The sequence below is a fragment of the Micromonospora rubida genome (genome assembly GCF_009908295.1).
GTDB classification, from domain to species: domain Bacteria; phylum Actinomycetota; class Actinomycetes; order Mycobacteriales; family Micromonosporaceae; genus Micromonospora; species Micromonospora rubida.
Genome location: NZ_JAAALO010000001.1, coordinates 1121216 through 1137265, shown reverse-complemented (window position 1 = coordinate 1137265; position 16050 = coordinate 1121216). Strand labels below are relative to the sequence as shown.

Annotated in this window: 11 protein-coding genes and 3 pseudogenes; 6 read left to right on the top strand and 8 right to left on the bottom strand. The window is 66.6% G+C overall.

Annotated features, from left to right (window positions below; all coding sequences use genetic code 11):
• The first annotated feature begins 200 nt into the window (after nucleotides 1–200).
• A complete protein-coding gene (locus tag GVV04_RS04215; RefSeq protein WP_161684538.1) occupies nucleotides 201–854 on the top strand; it encodes a CGNR zinc finger domain-containing protein in 654 nt (217 codons plus the stop codon).
• Between the two features lie 463 nt (nucleotides 855–1317).
• Here GVV04_RS04215 and GVV04_RS04210 read toward each other — a convergent pair whose 3' ends face one another.
• The 5 genes and pseudogenes from GVV04_RS04210 to GVV04_RS32080 form a co-directional block, all read right to left on the bottom strand.
• Nucleotides 1318–1620, bottom strand: a complete 303-nt coding sequence (locus GVV04_RS04210; protein ID WP_235965568.1) for a hypothetical protein — start codon at nucleotides 1618–1620, stop codon at nucleotides 1318–1320.
• A gap of 49 nt (nucleotides 1621–1669) precedes the next feature.
• Entirely contained in the window at nucleotides 1670–2788 is a 1119-nt protein-coding gene (locus GVV04_RS04205) for an IS630 family transposase (RefSeq protein ID WP_328822196.1), read from the bottom strand.
• An 86-nt stretch (nucleotides 2789–2874) separates the two neighbouring features.
• The gene (locus tag GVV04_RS04200; RefSeq protein ID WP_328822195.1) at nucleotides 2875–3561 is read right to left on the bottom strand and encodes an ISAs1 family transposase; all 687 of its coding nucleotides are present in this window, start codon (nucleotides 3559–3561) and stop codon (nucleotides 2875–2877) included.
• Between the two features lie 17 nt (nucleotides 3562–3578).
• Nucleotides 3579–3626: pseudogene (locus GVV04_RS34295) on the bottom strand (hypothetical protein); the annotation flags it as partial.
• Entirely contained in the window at nucleotides 3619–3783 is a 165-nt protein-coding gene (locus tag GVV04_RS32080) for a hypothetical protein (protein WP_201752954.1), read from the bottom strand. The pseudogene GVV04_RS34295 and the gene GVV04_RS32080, both read right to left, overlap by 8 nt.
• A 253-nt stretch (nucleotides 3784–4036) precedes the next feature.
• On the opposite strand from GVV04_RS32080, the pseudogene GVV04_RS32815 reads away from it, so the two are divergent.
• The 3 genes and pseudogenes from GVV04_RS32815 to GVV04_RS04185 all read left to right on the top strand — a co-directional run.
• A pseudogene (locus GVV04_RS32815) lies at nucleotides 4037–4959 on the top strand (IS30 family transposase); the annotation flags it as partial.
• A 655-nt stretch (nucleotides 4960–5614) separates the two neighbouring features.
• Nucleotides 5615–7081, top strand: a complete 1467-nt coding sequence (locus GVV04_RS04190; protein WP_161684535.1) for an endo-1,4-beta-xylanase — start codon at nucleotides 5615–5617, stop codon at nucleotides 7079–7081.
• Nucleotides 7082–7709: 628 nt separating this feature from the next.
• A complete protein-coding gene (locus GVV04_RS04185; protein WP_161684533.1) occupies nucleotides 7710–9092 on the top strand; it encodes an RICIN domain-containing protein in 1383 nt (460 codons plus the stop codon).
• A 22-nt stretch (nucleotides 9093–9114) separates the two neighbouring features.
• Here the strand turns inward: GVV04_RS04185 and GVV04_RS32810 are convergent, their stop codons facing one another.
• From GVV04_RS32810 to GVV04_RS04170, 3 genes and pseudogenes are all read right to left on the bottom strand, one after another.
• The gene (locus tag GVV04_RS32810) at nucleotides 9115–9627 is read right to left on the bottom strand and encodes a FadR/GntR family transcriptional regulator (RefSeq protein ID WP_328822208.1); all 513 of its coding nucleotides are present in this window, start codon (nucleotides 9625–9627) and stop codon (nucleotides 9115–9117) included.
• A 445-nt stretch (nucleotides 9628–10072) separates the two neighbouring features.
• A pseudogene (locus tag GVV04_RS04175) lies at nucleotides 10073–10507 on the bottom strand (cellulose binding domain-containing protein); the annotation flags it as partial.
• A gap of 189 nt (nucleotides 10508–10696) precedes the next feature.
• Complete coding sequence (locus tag GVV04_RS04170; RefSeq protein ID WP_161684719.1) at nucleotides 10697–12217, bottom strand: non-reducing end alpha-L-arabinofuranosidase family hydrolase; 1521 nt, start codon at nucleotides 12215–12217, stop codon at nucleotides 10697–10699.
• A 621-nt stretch (nucleotides 12218–12838) separates the two neighbouring features.
• Here GVV04_RS04170 and GVV04_RS04165 point away from each other — a divergent pair.
• Both GVV04_RS04165 and chvE read left to right on the top strand, forming a co-directional pair.
• Complete coding sequence (locus tag GVV04_RS04165; protein WP_161684531.1) at nucleotides 12839–14479, top strand: glycoside hydrolase family 27 protein; 1641 nt, start codon at nucleotides 12839–12841, stop codon at nucleotides 14477–14479.
• 338 nt (nucleotides 14480–14817) lie between these two features.
• The gene (gene chvE / locus GVV04_RS04160) at nucleotides 14818–15960 is read left to right on the top strand and encodes a multiple monosaccharide ABC transporter substrate-binding protein (RefSeq protein WP_161684529.1); all 1143 of its coding nucleotides are present in this window, start codon (nucleotides 14818–14820) and stop codon (nucleotides 15958–15960) included.
• Nucleotides 15961–16050: the final 90 nt, after the last annotated feature.

The following is a 16050-nucleotide window of genomic DNA, read 5'->3' as shown; positions in this document are numbered from 1 at the left end:
TCAACCGGTCGCGGCAGGGCGTGCAGGTAGTCCATCACCCGGGCGGTCCGTTCAGCCGACCGGGGATGGCTGTCGAGGTGCGTGTCACTGAGATGCGCGATGACGAGCAAGACGTCCCCTAATGGTTATCTCCAGCCCAAGCGTTAGGGAGGCTACACTCGATCAAGCCAGGCAAGTCAAGCAGGTACCAGAGGAGACCCATGTCACAGCAGCTCGCGCTCGCCCTGGCCAGCACCATCCGGCACGACGGCAGCGGAGGCGTCGCCGACGACCTCGCCGACGTCGCCGGACTGACAACCTGGCTCCGGGAGCACGCCGATCCGCTGCGGGAGTACGCCGCCGAGCCCGGGCCGTACGCCAGCACGCCCGACGAGCAACTCCGCCTCGACGTGGTCGCGCTGCGACGCGCCGTGCGTACCCTGTTCGCGCATGCAGTCCGCCCCGGGCCACCGAGCCGGGCCGACTCCTCAACACTGCTTCCCGTGCCGGACGCCGTCGATCAACTCAACCAGGCCGCCGGCCGGCTGCCGGTCCGGCCCGTGCTGAACTGGCCGGACGAGTCGACACCGACAGTCGCCTGGCGCTGCGCGCCGGCCGACGCCCGGCGGCGGCTCACGGCGGGGCTGGCCCGGGCCGCGATCGAGTTTCTCGCCAGCCCGGCCCGTGCCCAACTGCTCGCCTGCCCGGCGCCACGCTGCGTGCGTTACTTCGTCAAGGAACATCCGCGCCAGGCGTGGTGCAAGCCGTCCTGCGGCAACCGCGCCCGCGTGTCCCGGCACTACCAGCGCCACGCGGCGAACCCGTCGGACGACCCCAGCCGGGTCACCTCCGCGACAAGCGGATCGACCCGTTGATCGTGTCCGCGTTAGGTAGCGGTACGACGGTTTCGGTCATCGGAGCCGCCTGCTTTCGGCACCCGGTTACGCGGGGCGACCGACCGGCGGCGGTAATCACCGCACAGTGGGGCCAGCCATGGCCGTCCTGGTGAAGCCAATTCCCTCCGTCGTGAAGGATCAGGTTCAGTGAGAAGAAGACACCCTGCCGCTTCTCACCGAATCTGATCCGTTACTGGTCGGCGGGCCGCCCCGGATCACCTTCGTTGAGAACTCACACCAATCCTGCACATCGTGTGGGTCGCAGGTATCCGCTTCCCAGCCGCCGCGCAGTACCGGCCGCAGCATCTCCAGGTCAATCGCGAGAGGGACTGATCGTTGGTCGCGCTCTTCAGACGTCACCCAGGAAGGGTCAGCCCTCGACCGGGTCGAGAGTCAAGAAGTACCCCGCCTCGGGCCCTGGCCCAGGGCCCCGGCAAAGCCGTCAGGTGATGCCGAGGAGTGCCAGTGGGCGGCTGCTGTCGCGGGCGTGATGCCGGGTGGCGGCGACGATGTTGGTGATTCCGGCGGTGCGTAGGGCGCCGATCGCGGCGTTGCGTGGAGCTGCCATGACTTCGGGTCCTGTGCCGGTGCGGATCTGGCTGCGGTCCTCGTCGTAGGTGACATCGCGGACCCAGTGGATCTTGTTTTCGATGGCACAGTGCCCGCGGATCCAGGCGGCCAGTTGCGCCGGTTTTGCCTGGTGGACGCGCAGGTTGGTAATGGCGTAGACGGTTTCGGTGGTCAAGCGTTTCGGCTGGTCTAGTGCTTTGACCACGAACGTTCGCGGTGTTGGGTCAGGCTGCGCAGGTGGCGGGTTGGCCCCAGCGTCGTTGTCGTTCGCTTCGGATGCGGGCGCGTTCGCGGCGTTGGGCGGCCAGGACGTCGGGGTGGCGGGCGTTGGCGTTGCGCCAGCGCAGGTATGCCTGCAGCCGCCGGGCCAGCACCGGGTGGTTGGGGTGGTTCGAGCCGGCGATGACGAAGGTGCGTAGCGGCCCGAACTGGGCTTCGATCGGGTTGGCCCAGGAGGCGTAGGTCGGGGTGAAGCAGAGTTCGACCTTGTTCCGGGCCGCCCAGGCTCGGATCTTTCGGCCTTTGTGCGCGGACAGGTTGTCCAGGATGACGTAGATCGGTGCTCCGTCCGGACGAGCGGCCCGGATCGACTTGAGTGCGGCGAGGGTGTTCGCGGCGCTCTTGCGATGCCGCACGACGCCCCAGAGTTGGTCGTCGCCGACGCTGTAGCAGCCGTGGAACTGCCGGACGCCGTGCAGTTTGTGATAGTTCGCGGGCAGCCGGTGCGGGTGTCCGGCCGGCGCCCACCCGGTGCCGGCCTGGGGGCGAATCACTAAGGGCCCGAACTCGTCGAACGCGAAGACCCGTTGTGGGAAGTGGCTACTGACGTACTCGATCCGGGCGAGTTTGGCGTCCCGATCGGGGTCGGTGGACTCTTTCCACGTCTTGGTCCGCTGGAAGGTGATCTTGTGCCGGTGCAGGAGCTGCCGTAGCCGTTCCCGACCCACCCGGACACGTCGAGGGGAATGAAGGCACAGGTGGTCGGCGAGCTTGCGGATGCTCCACCTGGTGAACGGTCGCCCCAGCTTCTCGGGGCGGGTGTTGGCCGTCGCGACGATGAGCTGCTCTTCGTCAGGACTGATCTGGCGGGGACGGCCACCCGCCCACTGAGGGTCCAGGCTGGCCATCCCCATCTCGTCAAACCGATGGATGACCTGCCGAATCGTGTCTTCATCAGCCTGCACGAGACGGGCGATCGCCGGCACGGTGTTCCCGCCAACCGAGGCGAGCACGACCATCGCCCGCCTCAGACGGATCGGTGACCCGGTTCCCCGGCGAGTGATTCGGAGCAGCTGCTGACCTTCCTGGTCACTGAGCCGCCGTACGCGAACGGGTTCTGCCACCGCCACAGCCTGACCGCCGCGACGCCGCCCGGCCGACAGGCCAGACGGCGTGTCATCCAACACCGCGAACGTTCGTGGTCACGGCACTAGCGGCGTCTGCGGCGGCGGATCTGCAGTGCTTGCGCGGCGTGCGGGAAGTCGATGCCGGTGGAGACGGTGAGGATCTTGAGGGTGCGGATCCCGCGGCGGCCGTGGCCGCGGTCATCGTCTCTGGTGGCGTCCGGGACGGCCCTCCAGGGCAAGGCGGCGAGCTGGGCATGCAGGTGGGGCTGATTGCCTTTGACGGTCAGGATCCAGTGGGCGCCGCGTTCGGCGAGGTAGGTGACGTGGTCACGCTGGCAGTGCAGCGCGTCGGCGGTGATCACGGCGCCGCGAAGGTCGCCGATCTGGTTCAGCAGCGGTGCGAATCGGGTGATCTCGTTCGTTTTGCCGTTCACGCCGGTGTCGGCAAGGACCACGCCGGTGACCTGATCGCAGGCCGCCATCACATGCCGGGCGGCAGTGTCGCCGGTGCGGGATCCGCGTAACGACTTGCCGTCGACGGCGACCGCCCGCAGGCCTGTCGCGGTGCTGGTGGAAGCCCGGCCGGCGAGCCAAACCCCGACAGCCGCGGTCAGCAACTGCGGGTCCAGGGTCTGCAACAGCCGGCGGATCATCGCCTCAGACGGCCGCCGATCAGGAGCGATACCCAGGGCGAGAGCCGTCGCGGCCGGAACATCGGCAACCCATTCGGCGATCGCGGTATCGAGCGGTAGCCGGCCACGACGGCGCACACCGCTGCGGTCACCACGACCGATAGTTGATGCCGAACACCTCGCTGGGCCCGTGGATCAGGCAGCCCGGTGAGCGCTGCGGGCAGACCACCAGCGGTTTCGGGCGCGGTCAGAGCCGGTGCACAGGACAAAGACGAGATCAGCGATGATGGCGGCGCGGGCATGACTCACTTCGGCGATCAGCATGGCGTAGGAACCTTGATGATCTTCTGAGTCAGTCATGCCCGTCTTGCTACCACCAACAGCGGCGCTTCTACTCCAAGCCGCCCAAGCTGGACACCGTCACGACTTTGCCGGGGCCCTGGGTGAGGTCCCGTCCGGGTCTTTGGGTCAAATGGTCGTATCGACGCTCGGATAGAATTGTCCAAGTAGCGTCGACAGGTTGGATGAAGTTCATGAGCCGGTACGAGCCGTTGCGATTCGATGAGCGGGAGCTAATTTCTCGGGAGTTGAGCCGAGCCCAAGTTGTTCATCCCGATCCATCGCGAGGCTGCTGGGTCGACACCATTCGACGATCGATCGAGAAATCGAGCGAAACGGTGGTGCGACAGAATACCGTGCCGTCGAGGTGCAGCGTCAGACCGATGAGAATCGCCTGCGCCCGAAGGAACGAAAACTCGAAGCTTCTCCCCGATTGTACGATGCTGTGAACGAGGGCCTGCGGGAGAAGTGGTCACCGAGACAGATCAGCGAGAGACTCCGCGAGGATCATCCCGACGATCCGGAAATGCGGATCTCCCACGAGACGGTGTACGAATGCCTGTACCTCCAGGCCCCGGCGAGCTGCGTACCCAGCTCAAGCTCGCCCCTACGGCAGGGCCGTACCCGTCGGGTCGACCGGTCCCGTACGACGTCGGCCAGGGAAAAGATCCGCGACATGGTCAACATCAGCGAACGATCGAAGGAGGCCGACGACCGCGGCGTGCCCGGCTTCTGGGAGGGTGATCTGATCATCGGAAAGGCAACAGGTTCCAGATCGCCACGCTGGTTGAGCGCGTTACGCGGTTCGCCATGCTGGTGCGGATCCCGTACGACCGCAACGCCGACCGGGTCGCTTACCTGCTCGCGAAGAAGATGGAGAGCCTGCCCGAGTTCATGCGCGACAGTGTGACGTGGGATCAGGGCAAGGAAATGGCCAGGCATGCCGACTTCACGATCCGCACGGGTATGCCCGCTTACTTTTGCGACCCGCACTCGCGGTGGCAGCGGGGCAGTAACGAGAATACGAATGGGTTGCTCCGCCAATATTTTCCGAAGGGTGCCGACCTGTCGTTGCGTTCCCAGGACGAGCTTGATACTGTCGCCGCAGAGTTAAATGGCAGACCGCGACAGACGTTGAACTGGCGTAAGCCGGTTGAGGTTTTCAACGATCTGGTAGAGAGCAATGTGTCGCCATGATCACTTGATGCCGCCCTTCTGCCCCTTGGGTTTGCGCACAATCTCCAACGTCAGCTTCAGGCGTAGGTGGGCCGACCGAGGTGGGCGGGCCGGCGTACGCAGGTGGCGTCGGGTGTGGCAGGGGCGGTGGCGCGCAGGCCCTGGTCGCGCCGGTGTCTTTTTCGTCTGCACTATGTGAGCGATAACAGGGTGATCGTCCCGTGCGCCCGTGACACCGAGCCGACGCCCCCGACAGCCCGTTCCGTGGCGACGGCGAGGGGCGCGGACAAGATTCGTTCGGATGGAACGGTGTTCCGGAGGGCGCGGGCATGGATGACCCGTCACGTCTTGACGAACGGAATGTTATCGCTCACTCTCGATGTCGAGGATGACGGCATCTGTGGCTCACCGGGCGAGCCTCGCTGGCCGAACCTCGCGTCCAGGGCATCCCCAGGGCACACGGACGTCGCTTCAGGACCATCAGCAGCTGTCTGTGACAGCCGGTCGCACTGCCCGAGCCAGCGCGGACCGGCCGACGATGACCGGCGGAGCGCACCTGGAGGCGCCGCCACTCACCCATCTGACCGTCAGTGAACCGTGTCTGCCGTCCCGGACCGGCTCCCCTGAGCGAAATGGCACATCACCACCACCGGTGCAGACAAGGAGAAGGAGCGACATGAGAACCAAGAGAACTCTGCTGTCGGCGGCGACTATCGCCGTCGCACTGACCGCGGGTATGACGGTGGGGCTGGCCTCGACGGCCAGTGCCGGCACGACCCTGAAAGGGTCCGCCGCCGAGAAGGGTCGCTACTTTGGCGCGGCCGTCGCGACGGGCAAGCTCTCCGACAGTCAGTACGTTGGCATCCTCAACCGCGAATTCAACAGCGTTGTCCCCGAGAACGAAATGAAGTGGGACGCCACCGAGCCGCAACAGGGTCGGTTCAGCTACACGGGCGGCGATCGTCTCGTCAGTCACGCTCAGGCCAACGGCATGAGCGTGCGCGGTCACGCCCTGCTGTGGCACGCGCAGCAACCGGGTTGGGCGCAGGGTCTGTCCGGCACCACCTTGCGTAACGCCGCGATCAACCATGTCACCCAGGTGGCCACCCATTTCCGAGGGCAGATTCATTCCTGGGACGTGGTCAACGAAGCATTCGCCGACGGCGGCAGCGGCGGTCGGCGTGACTCGAACCTGCAGCGTACGGGCAATGACTGGATCGAGGCGGCATTCCGCGCAGCCAGGGCGGCCGATCCCGGTGCGAAGTTGTGCTACAACGACTACAACACCGACGGCGTCAATGCGAAGTCGACCGGTATCTACAACATGGTTCGGGACTTCAAGGCCCGTGGCGTACCGATCGACTGTGTCGGTTTCCAGTCCCACCTGGGCACCTCGGTCCCGGGGGACTACCAGGCCAATCTGCAGCGCTTCGCCGATCTCGGCGTCGACGTGCAGATCACCGAACTCGACGTCATGACGGGCTCCAACCAGGCCAACATCTACGCCACGGTCACCCGCGCCTGCCTGGCTGTCTCGCGCTGCAACGGCATCACGGTCTGGGGTGTGCGGGACAGCGACTCATGGCGCGGCACCGACGACGCCCTGTTGTTCGATCGGTCAGGCAACAAGAAGGCGGCGTACACCTCCGTTCTCAACGCCCTCAACGTCGGCGCCAACCCGCCCTCCACGCCTCCGCCGGGCTCCCCGGTGGATACCAGTGCCTGGTACGTGCTGGTGAATCGGAACAGTGGAAAGGCGTTGGACGTGTACAACCTCGCGACCAATGACGGTGCCCGGATCACCCAGTGGTCCCGGAACAACGGTAACCAGCAGCAGTGGCAGTTCGTGGACTCGGGTGGTGGCTACTACCGGTTGAAGTCCAGGCTCTCCGGCAAGGTGCTGGACGTTTACAACTTCTCCACCTCCGACGCTGCGGCGATCGTGCAGTGGAGCGATGGCAACGGCACGAACCAGCAGTTCCGCCTCGCCGAATCAGCCGGGGGTTACGTGCGTGTGATCAACCGTAACAGCGGCAAGGCCGTGGAGGTGCAGGGTGCGTCCACCGCTGACGGGGCGAACATCGTCCAGTACGCCGACTGGGGTGGCAACAACCAGCAGTGGCAACTGATCCGCATCGGTTAGGCCGACCGTTCCGTCGGCACAGCGTGCCACACCAGGATTCCTGACGGAAGCGTCGGCTGGTTGCGGAAGTCGTTACCTGGTCATAGAGCCGAGCCCGCCTTCCTGATCAACATCGAACATTTCCGTCCCTGGAACACGCCGCACTCGACCAGAGCAACTGCTGAACCGGTACTCACGGTGGCGCGGATGGCATCCGTCCGCGCCACCGTGGGGCATCGCGCACTCCTAAGAACCACCTCACGCTCGCCCCCTTGAATGTTATCGCTGACATTCTTCGTGTAGGGCGCGAGAAGGCTGGGGTCGGCGCCCTGTTCCGTCCCACGCGGCGGCGGCGAGCGCGTTTCCGGCGGACGGCGAGATCGACGTCAGTCGTTTGACGTATGACGTTGTTAGCGCTAACTTCAGACTTGCGGGTCGCGTGGCTGCCGGAAGCCAGGCCATACACCGCTGCGGTCGGCGCGGTCCTGCTTCTCGGCCGGTCCGGGCTGCGGCCAGGACGTGGGCCGGTGGCCGCATCTCCACCCGCACAACACCTCGATGTGCCGACTCCACTACCAGATGCCGGCACACACGCCAGGGCACGCGCGTGCGTTCTGCTCGTGGGTGACCCCGATCGAAGGAGTGGACCATGAAGGCCATCGGTGAGGCTCGTCTCGCCTCTCCACGCAGGCGTCGCTGGCGGTCAGGGCTGGCCGCGGCGGCGGCCGCGGTCATGGCGGCCGGCACGTTCGTCGCGGTGAACGCGGCGCCCGCAGCGGCTGCGACCGTGGACACCAACGCCTGGTACGTCCTGGTGAACCGGAACAGCGGCAAGGCGTTGGACCTGTACGGCTCAGCCACCAACGACGGCGCACGGATCAGCCAGTGGACGCGGAACAACGGCGTAAACCAGCAGTGGCAGTTCGTGGACTCGGGTGGCGGCTACTACCGGCTGAAGTCCCGGCACTCGGGCAAGGTCCTCGACGTGCACAACTGGTCGACCGCCGACGGCGGTGCGATCGTGCAGTGGTCCGACCTCAACGGGACGAACCAGCAGTTCCGGCTGGCCGACTCGGACGGCGGCCACGTCCGGTTGATCAGCCGGCACAGCGGCAAGGTCGTGGAGGTGCAGGGCGCCTCGACGGCCGACGGCGGGAACATCGTGCAGTACTCCGACTGGAACGGTGCCAACCAGCAGTGGCAGCTTGTCCACGCGGATAGCGGCAACCCGCCGTCAGGTGGCGCAGGGTGCGGCAGGGCGCCGACGCTGTCCAGCGGCACGCACACGATTCAGAGCAACGGCAAGAGCCGCTCCTTCATCCTGCGGGTGCCCGCCAACTACAACAACAACAACCCCTACCGGCTGATCTTCGCGTTCCACTGGCGGGGCGGCACCATGCAGGAGATCTCTTCGGGCGGCACCAGCGGGACCGCCTGGTCCTACTACGGGCAGCAGGAGCAGTCGAACAACAGCGCGATCCTGGTCGCACCGCAGGGGCTCGGCAATGGCTGGGGCAATGCCGGCGGTGAGGACGTCACCCTCGTCGACGACATGATCAGGCGGATCGAGAGCGACCTCTGTGTCAACCCGAGGCAGCGGTTCGCCCTCGGCTTCAGCTGGGGCGGCGGCATGAGCTACGCCCTCGCCTGCGCGCGGGCCGACGTCTTCCGGGCCGTCGCGGTGATCGCCGGGGCGCAGATCAGCGGGTGCAGCGGCGGCACGCAGCCCATCGCGTACTTCGGGCTGCACGGCATCTCCGACAACGTCCTCAACATCTCCCAGGGGCGGTCACTGCGCGACACGTTCGTCCGGAACAACGGTTGCGCAGCCCAGAGCCCACGCGAGCCGGGGGCGGGCAGCCGTACGCACATCACGACCACCTACTCGGGATGCCGGGCCGGCTACCCGGTCCAGTGGGCTGCGTTCGACAACGGTCACATGCCCGGGCCGGTGGACGGAACCTACGCCGAGAGCGGCATCACGACCTGGACCAAGGGTGAGATCTGGAGGTTCTTCGCGCAGTTCTCGTGATGCTGTCGGTGCCATGGCGATCTCAGGCGGCGGCGCCTGCTCCCGCATCCCGGGGGCGGGCGCCGTTCCCGCCCGGATCGACGTGGCGAAGATCCTGAGTGCGGGCCCTCGATCCCACCACCGGGGTCAGCGCTACAGGCGGACCGGCTTGCCCGAACCGCGGCGCCGGACCAGCCAGGCCTCGGTGATATGGGTGAACAGGCGCCTGTACAACACCGCGGGCGATGCGGTTACCGGACGACTGCATGACCGTGTCATGGAAGGCCCGGTCGTGCTCGTGGTAGGTGACGTGGTCGTCGACGAGTTCGTCCATCCGGTCCACCAGAGCGCGCAGCCGGTCGACGGTCTCCGCATCGGCCAGGCGGGCGGCGACGTTTGCCATCTCGGACTCCAGCACCCGCCTGGTGACGACGAGGTCGTCGAGGATGGCGAGGCTGTCGCCCTCGGCGATGGTGGCCGCGAGGACGAGTTCGTCGAGCATGTCCCAGTCCGACGGTGGGGTGACCATGGTGCCGGAACCCTGGCGGACCTGCACCAACCCCTTCTCCTGGAGGATGTTCACCGCTTCCCCGACGACGGTCCGGCTCACGGAGAAGGTCTCGCAGAGAACCGGCTCGGGGGCAGGGGCGTCCCCGACGGATGTTCCCCTCGGACGATGCGCTCCACCAACTCACCGGTGACCGCCCTGGCGAGGTTGGTCGGTCGGCGTACCCACGCCGGAGTCGCCGAACTGTTCAGGGCTGTCTCCTGCGGTGGCGTCATGCCCCCTCCGAATGTCTTCAGGGCGTTCACCTGAGTCGACCACTCACCGGAGACCGGCGAGATGCCGGTACGCACGATCGACAGACCCAGCTGGTTGGCGCCCATCCCGACCAGCGTCTGCGTCTCCGCCGTCGACCAGGTGCCACCCCAGATCGGTGTCGCAGCCCCGAACCCGTCGATCGTCTGGTACCTGGTTGCACCGTTCACCGTGATGTCCGCCGGTGCGGTGGTGGGCGCTGTGCCGCCGGTGCAGGCCACTCCATTCAACGCAAAGCTGGTGGGAACGGGGTTGCTGGCGGTCCACGAGCCGTTGAAGCCGAACGAGGCAGTGCCGTTGGTCGCGATCGCCCCGTTAGAGCTGACGTTCTTGGCGGTGACCACGGCACCGCTCTGGATCAGCGTCGTGTTCCAGGCCTGCGTGACGGTCTGGCCGGCGCTGTAGGTCCAGGTCAGCGTCCAGTTCGTGAGCGGATCGAGATTGGTGATGGTGACATTGGCACCGAAGCCGCTTGCCACTGCGACGACACGATGTAGTCCACCGAGCAGCCTTCGGTCGCGGCGTCGGCGGGCAACGCCACGGCGACCGCGGTCGATGCCAGCAGGACGGTGCCAGCCGATGCCAACGCGGCATCAATCACTCTGTGTTTCCTCACAAGACTTCTCCTATGGGAGGTGGAGGTCGATGACGTGGTCTTTCATTCGGGGGAATCGGCCCAGCATGATCACCGCCGACAGCGCCGGGCAGCAGGACGATCGTGGCTCCCCGCATGGACCGGGGGCGGGCTCGGCCTTGCACCGAGCCCGCCCCTCAGGAACATTCGGGCCGGACCTGTGTCACACCCTCAGCGTTGCAGGGTCAGTAGACCCGGCCGGTAGGGCAGGAGGCCGTAGTCGCCGCCGGAGTTGGGGGAACGCCCCTGGTAGAGCAGCTGCAGGTTGCAGGGATCGACGGTCATGGTCTGATCGGCGTTGCTGCGGATCAGTTCGCCATGGCTGATGTCGTTGGTCCAGGTGGCGCCACTGTTGGCCTTCCCAGCGAAGGGGTTGCTCTCGGTGGCGGCCTGCGGTGTCCACGTACCGCCCAGGCTGGTGGCCGTGAACGAGCGGAAGTAGCGACCCTGCGAGCCGATCGCCTCGACGATCATGAGGTACCGGTTCTGGCCCTGGAGCTTGTATACCTGAACCGCCTCGAACAGGTTGTTCGTCGTGTCACTCATGATGGTCGTGTAGGTCGAGCCGAAATTGCCCGGGAAGTTCCCGATGGGCATGCTGGCCCGGTAGATTTTGCCGTTGTCTCCGGCGAAGAACAGATACATGTTCGTGTCGTCACCGATGATTGCCTGATCGATCGGCCCGGTGCCGGAGCCGGAGATGCTGCCGGTGAAGAGTGTCTGCTGCGACGACCACGAGTTCACATTGGTGGGGTCGGTCGACGTCCGGTAGGAGAAGGCGGTCCCACCCCACTGGTAGGCGAGGACCCAGATGTTCCTCGGAGCGAAGTAGAACAGGCTGGGCGCGACAGCGGCGAAAGGCATCGTGTTCTGGCTGGCCGAGCCCATCTCAGACCAGTTCGAGAAGAGGCCGAAGTTCATCGAGCCCCACGTCGTCCCCGTGTCGTGCGTCGTCGCGTAGACGAGATGCCTGCCGTTGTAGGGGGCGTGGCTGAAGTCCTTGAGCGAGACCCACCCCGACTTCGGATTCGCCAGCTGGCCCGTCGAGTTCCAGCGGTACGTCGACGGCAGAGCGCAGGTGCCGGGCGGCGGAGTGGTCGGGTTGCCCCCGCCGTCGACGCGGACGAGTTGCCACTGCTGGTTGGCGCCGTTCCAGTCGTCGTACTGCACGATGTTGCCGCCGTCGGCGGTTGACGCGCCCTGCACCTCCACCACCTTGTTGCTGTTCCGGTTGATCAACCGGACGTGGCCGCCGCCGGAGTCGGCCAGCCGGAACTGCTGGTTGGTGCCGTTGCCGTCGGTCCACTGCACGACGCTGGCACCGTTGGCGGTCGAGAAGTTGTAGACGTCCAGCACCTTGCCGGACAGCCGCGATTTCAACCGGTAGTAGCCGCCGCCGGAGTCCACGAACTGCCACTGCTGCTGGTTGCCGTTGTTCCGGGCCCACTGGGTGATCCGTGCACCGTCATTCGTGGCCAGGTTGTACACGTCCAGGGCCTTGCCGCTGTTGCGGTTGACCAATACGTACCAAGCGTTCGTGTCCACTGTCGCCGCAGCGGCGGGTGTCGACGCCACCGCCGCCGCGGCAACGCCGGCCATCACCGCCGCCACGCCAGCGGCGGCGAGCCGTAGCAACCACCCTCGCCGCCGCGACGGCAGTGCGATCGATGCAAATCTACCTGAGGCAGACATGATCCTCCTTTTGATAACCAAGAGCCAAACGGTCTACCCGAAGATGGGCGCACTGCGGCGCGTGGTCGGGCGCAGGCGTTGACAGGACGTCTGCATGCCCCGGCGCACGGCAGATTCGAGGTTGACGACGCAGGCTCGCCCGGTAAGCCGCAGGTGTCGTCGTCTCTGGCCATCGACTGTGAGCGATAACATGCCGTTCGTCAAGCCGTGATGTTTCCGGAACATGTCGAGGGCTGGAGGCCAGCGGGAGCTAAGCGGCTTGCGGGACTTGCTCCGTAACCAGGATTCGCTGTACGGGTTGTCGTTGCTCACCTTCGGTCGGGAGTGTGAGCGGGTCACGTCGAGGTCTTCGAGTAGGTCGGCGAGGGGCGGTGTCGCCGTCCCGCCCTCCGCCGAGAGGTGCGATCGAGGGGGATGAGGCCGTCGAAAGACAGGTCGCAACTTCCGCGCGAGGGCAGGTCGACGGTAGTCGTGAGATCGAATCAGTTGAATGCGGCGAACCGGTTCCGTAACATGAAGCCGGTTGATGTGAGCGTTCACAAGGCCAGCGGGGCGAACTGGGTGTTCCGCTCCACTTCGCCCTGCGCCGTGCCCGGACGGCGTCACTGACAGGAGACTCTGGTGAAGCGATTCGTGCGAGCCCGTCGTTGGGGGCGGGCCCTGGTGGCCGGGCTGCTCCTGGCCGGTGTCCTGACCGGCGTGCACGCCCCGGCGGCGCAGGCCCTGGAAAACGGGGCGGCCCGCACGCCCCCGTTGGGGTGGAACTCCTGGAACTCCTTCGGCTGCAACATCAGCGAGACGCTGATCCGGCAGGTGGCCGACTCGATCGTCAGCAGCGGGATGCGCGACCTGGGCTACCAGTACGTCGTCGTCGACGACTGCTGGTTCAACCCCAACCGCGACTCCGCCGGCAACCTGCAGGGCGACCCGACGCGTTTCCCCAGCGGGATGAGGGCCCTCGGCGACTACCTGCACGGCCAGGGGCTGAAGTTCGGCATCTACCAGGTGCCGTTGGACAAGACCTGCGCCCAGTACTTCGGCTCGTACCCGGGCGCTACCGGCAGCCTGGGCCACGAGGCGCAGGACGCTCGACAGTTCGCCGCCTGGGGGGTCGACTTCCTCAAGTACGACTGGTGCTCGCCGACCGGGTCGATCGACGAGCAGGTCGCCACGTTCGCCAAGATGCGGGACGCGCTGGCGGCGACCGGGCGGCCGATCGTCTACAGCATCAACCCGAACAGCATCCACGCCAAGACCGGCCCCCAGCGCAACTGGGGCGACGTGGCCAACATGTGGCGCACCACCGAGGACATCACCAACGCCTGGAACACCGGCCAGACCAACGGCTACCCGATGGGCGTCCAGAACATCATCGACGTGACCGTCCCGCTTGCGCCGTACGCGAAGCCGGGGGCCTTTACCGACCCGGACATGATGGAGGTCGGCCGGGGTGGCATGACGGACACGGAGATGCGTAGCCACTTCGCGATGTGGGCGGTGATGGCCTCCCCGCTGATCGCCGGCAACGACATCCGCAACATGACGTCGGCCACCCAGACCATCCTGAAGAACGCCAACCTGATCGCCATCAACCAGGACCCGCTGGCGCTGCAGGCCACCCAGGTCTCGTTCGACGGCACCCGGCGGGTGCTCGCCAAGCGGCTGGCCAACGGTGACGTCGCCGTCGCCCTGTTCAACCAGGGTGGTTCGACGACGACGATCTCGACCACCGCCGCCGCCATCGGCAAGTCCGGGTCCTCCTTCACGCTGCTGGACGCCTGGACCAACGCCACCACCACCAGCGGGACCATCAGCGCCAGCGTGCCGTCGCACGGCACGGTGGTGTTCCGCGTCAGCGGCGGGACGACGACCCCGCCGCCGTCCACGTCGAGCGCGTTGGCGAGCGTCTCCTCGGGCCGCTGCCTGGACGTCCCGCAGAGCAACACCGCCAACGGCACCCAGCCGGTGATCTGGGACTGCAACGGGGCCGCCAACCAGCGCTGGACAGTGAACGGGCAAACCCTGCAGTCCCTCAACAAGTGCCTGGACGCCCCGCTCAACGCCACCGCCGGCGCCAAGGTCCAGATCTGGGACTGCAACGGCGGGGCCAACCAACGGTGGACGCTCAACGCCAACGGCACCATCAGTAACGGGCAGTCCGGCCTGTGTCTCGACGTGTACGAGAACGGGACCGCCAACGGCAGTGCAGTGATCCTCTGGTCCTGCACCGCGGCGGCGAACCAGCGTTGGACCCAGCGCTAGCCGGGTGCCGCAGCCGCCGACGTGGACCGCGAACGGGGCGCGGTCCGCGCCGGCCTCCCCCGCCAGTCACCGTTGCCGCCCGGCTGCGGGCGGCGGGTGGCGGGTGACCGGCCGGTGCCGGATCGGGCCACTGGTAGGGCGGGTGGCCCACGGTCGTCCTTGTTGGACGGCGGCCGGCGGGGTGAATCGGCCGGACAATTCGCAAGATCCTCGTTACGGGACCGTGACATCCGGATTTCCGGAGGGGTGTTGACGAGGGGCTATGTGAGCGCTAACACTCACCCCGAAGGTGACAGGTGGTCCCGGCGTTCGACGGGAGTTCCAGAGAGGAGAAACCAGTGCGCAGGAAATTCCTGGTCGCTCTCGGTTCCGCGGCAATGGCGCTCAGCCTGGCCGCGTGCAGTGGCGAAGGCGCCGGCAGCGGCGGTGATACCAGCGGGGAGAAACCCGCCAACCTGACCATCGGCGTCGCGATGCCGACCCAGACCTCCGAGCGGTGGATCGCCGACGGCAAGGCGGTGAAGGAGAAGCTGGAGGCCAAGGGCTACAAGGTCGACCTGCAGTACGCCGGCGACGACATCCCGACCCAGTCCCAGCAGGTCGACCAGATGATCACCCAGGGTGCCGACGTGCTGATCATCGCGGCGATCGACGGCACCGCCCTCAGCGGCCAGTTGCAGGCCGCCGCCGACGCGAAGATCCCGGTCATCGCGTACGACCGGCTGATCCGGGGCAGCAAGAACGTCGACTTCTACGTCAGCTTCGACAACTACAAGGTCGGCGTCGCCCAGGCGACCGCGCTGCTGGTCGGCCTCGGCCTGCAGAACAAGGACGGCTCCAAGGGCAGCGCCACCGGCCCGTTCAACGTCGAGTTGTTCGCCGGCTCGCTCGACGACAACAACACCCAGTACTTCTTCGGCGGGGCGATGGACACCCTCAAGCCGTTCCTCGACAACGGCTCGCTGCGGGTGAAGTCCGGCCAGACCCGCATCGAGCAGGCGGCCACCCTGCGCTGGCAGCAGGAGACCGCGCAGAAGCGGATGGAGGACCTGCTCACCTCCAGCTACGCCGACGGCACGCAGGTCCACGGCGTGCTGGCGCCGTACGACGGGATCTCCCGGGGCATCATCACCGCACTGCAGAACGTCGGCTACGGCCAGGGTAAGAAGAAGCTGCCGGTGGTGACCGGCCAGGACGCCGAGGTCGCCTCGATCAAGCTGATCAACGACGGGGTGCAGAGCTCGACGGTGTTCAAGGACCTCCGGCTGCTCGCCGAGCAGGCCGTCCTCGCAGCCGAGGCGTACCTGAAGGACCAGCAGCCGCAGGCCAACGACACCAAGACCTACGACAACGGGGTCAAGGTCGTCCCGGCTTACCTGTTGCCGATCCAGACCGTCTACAAGGACAACATCAAGACGGTGCTGATCGACTCCGGCTACTACACGGCCGAGGAGGTCGCCGCCGGCCAGACCAAGAAGTGAGCCGGCCGTGGGGGGGGGGGGCGGCCCGCCCCCCCCCCCCCCCCCCCCCCACCCCCCCCCACCCCCCCCCCCAAACCAACCCGCCCCATA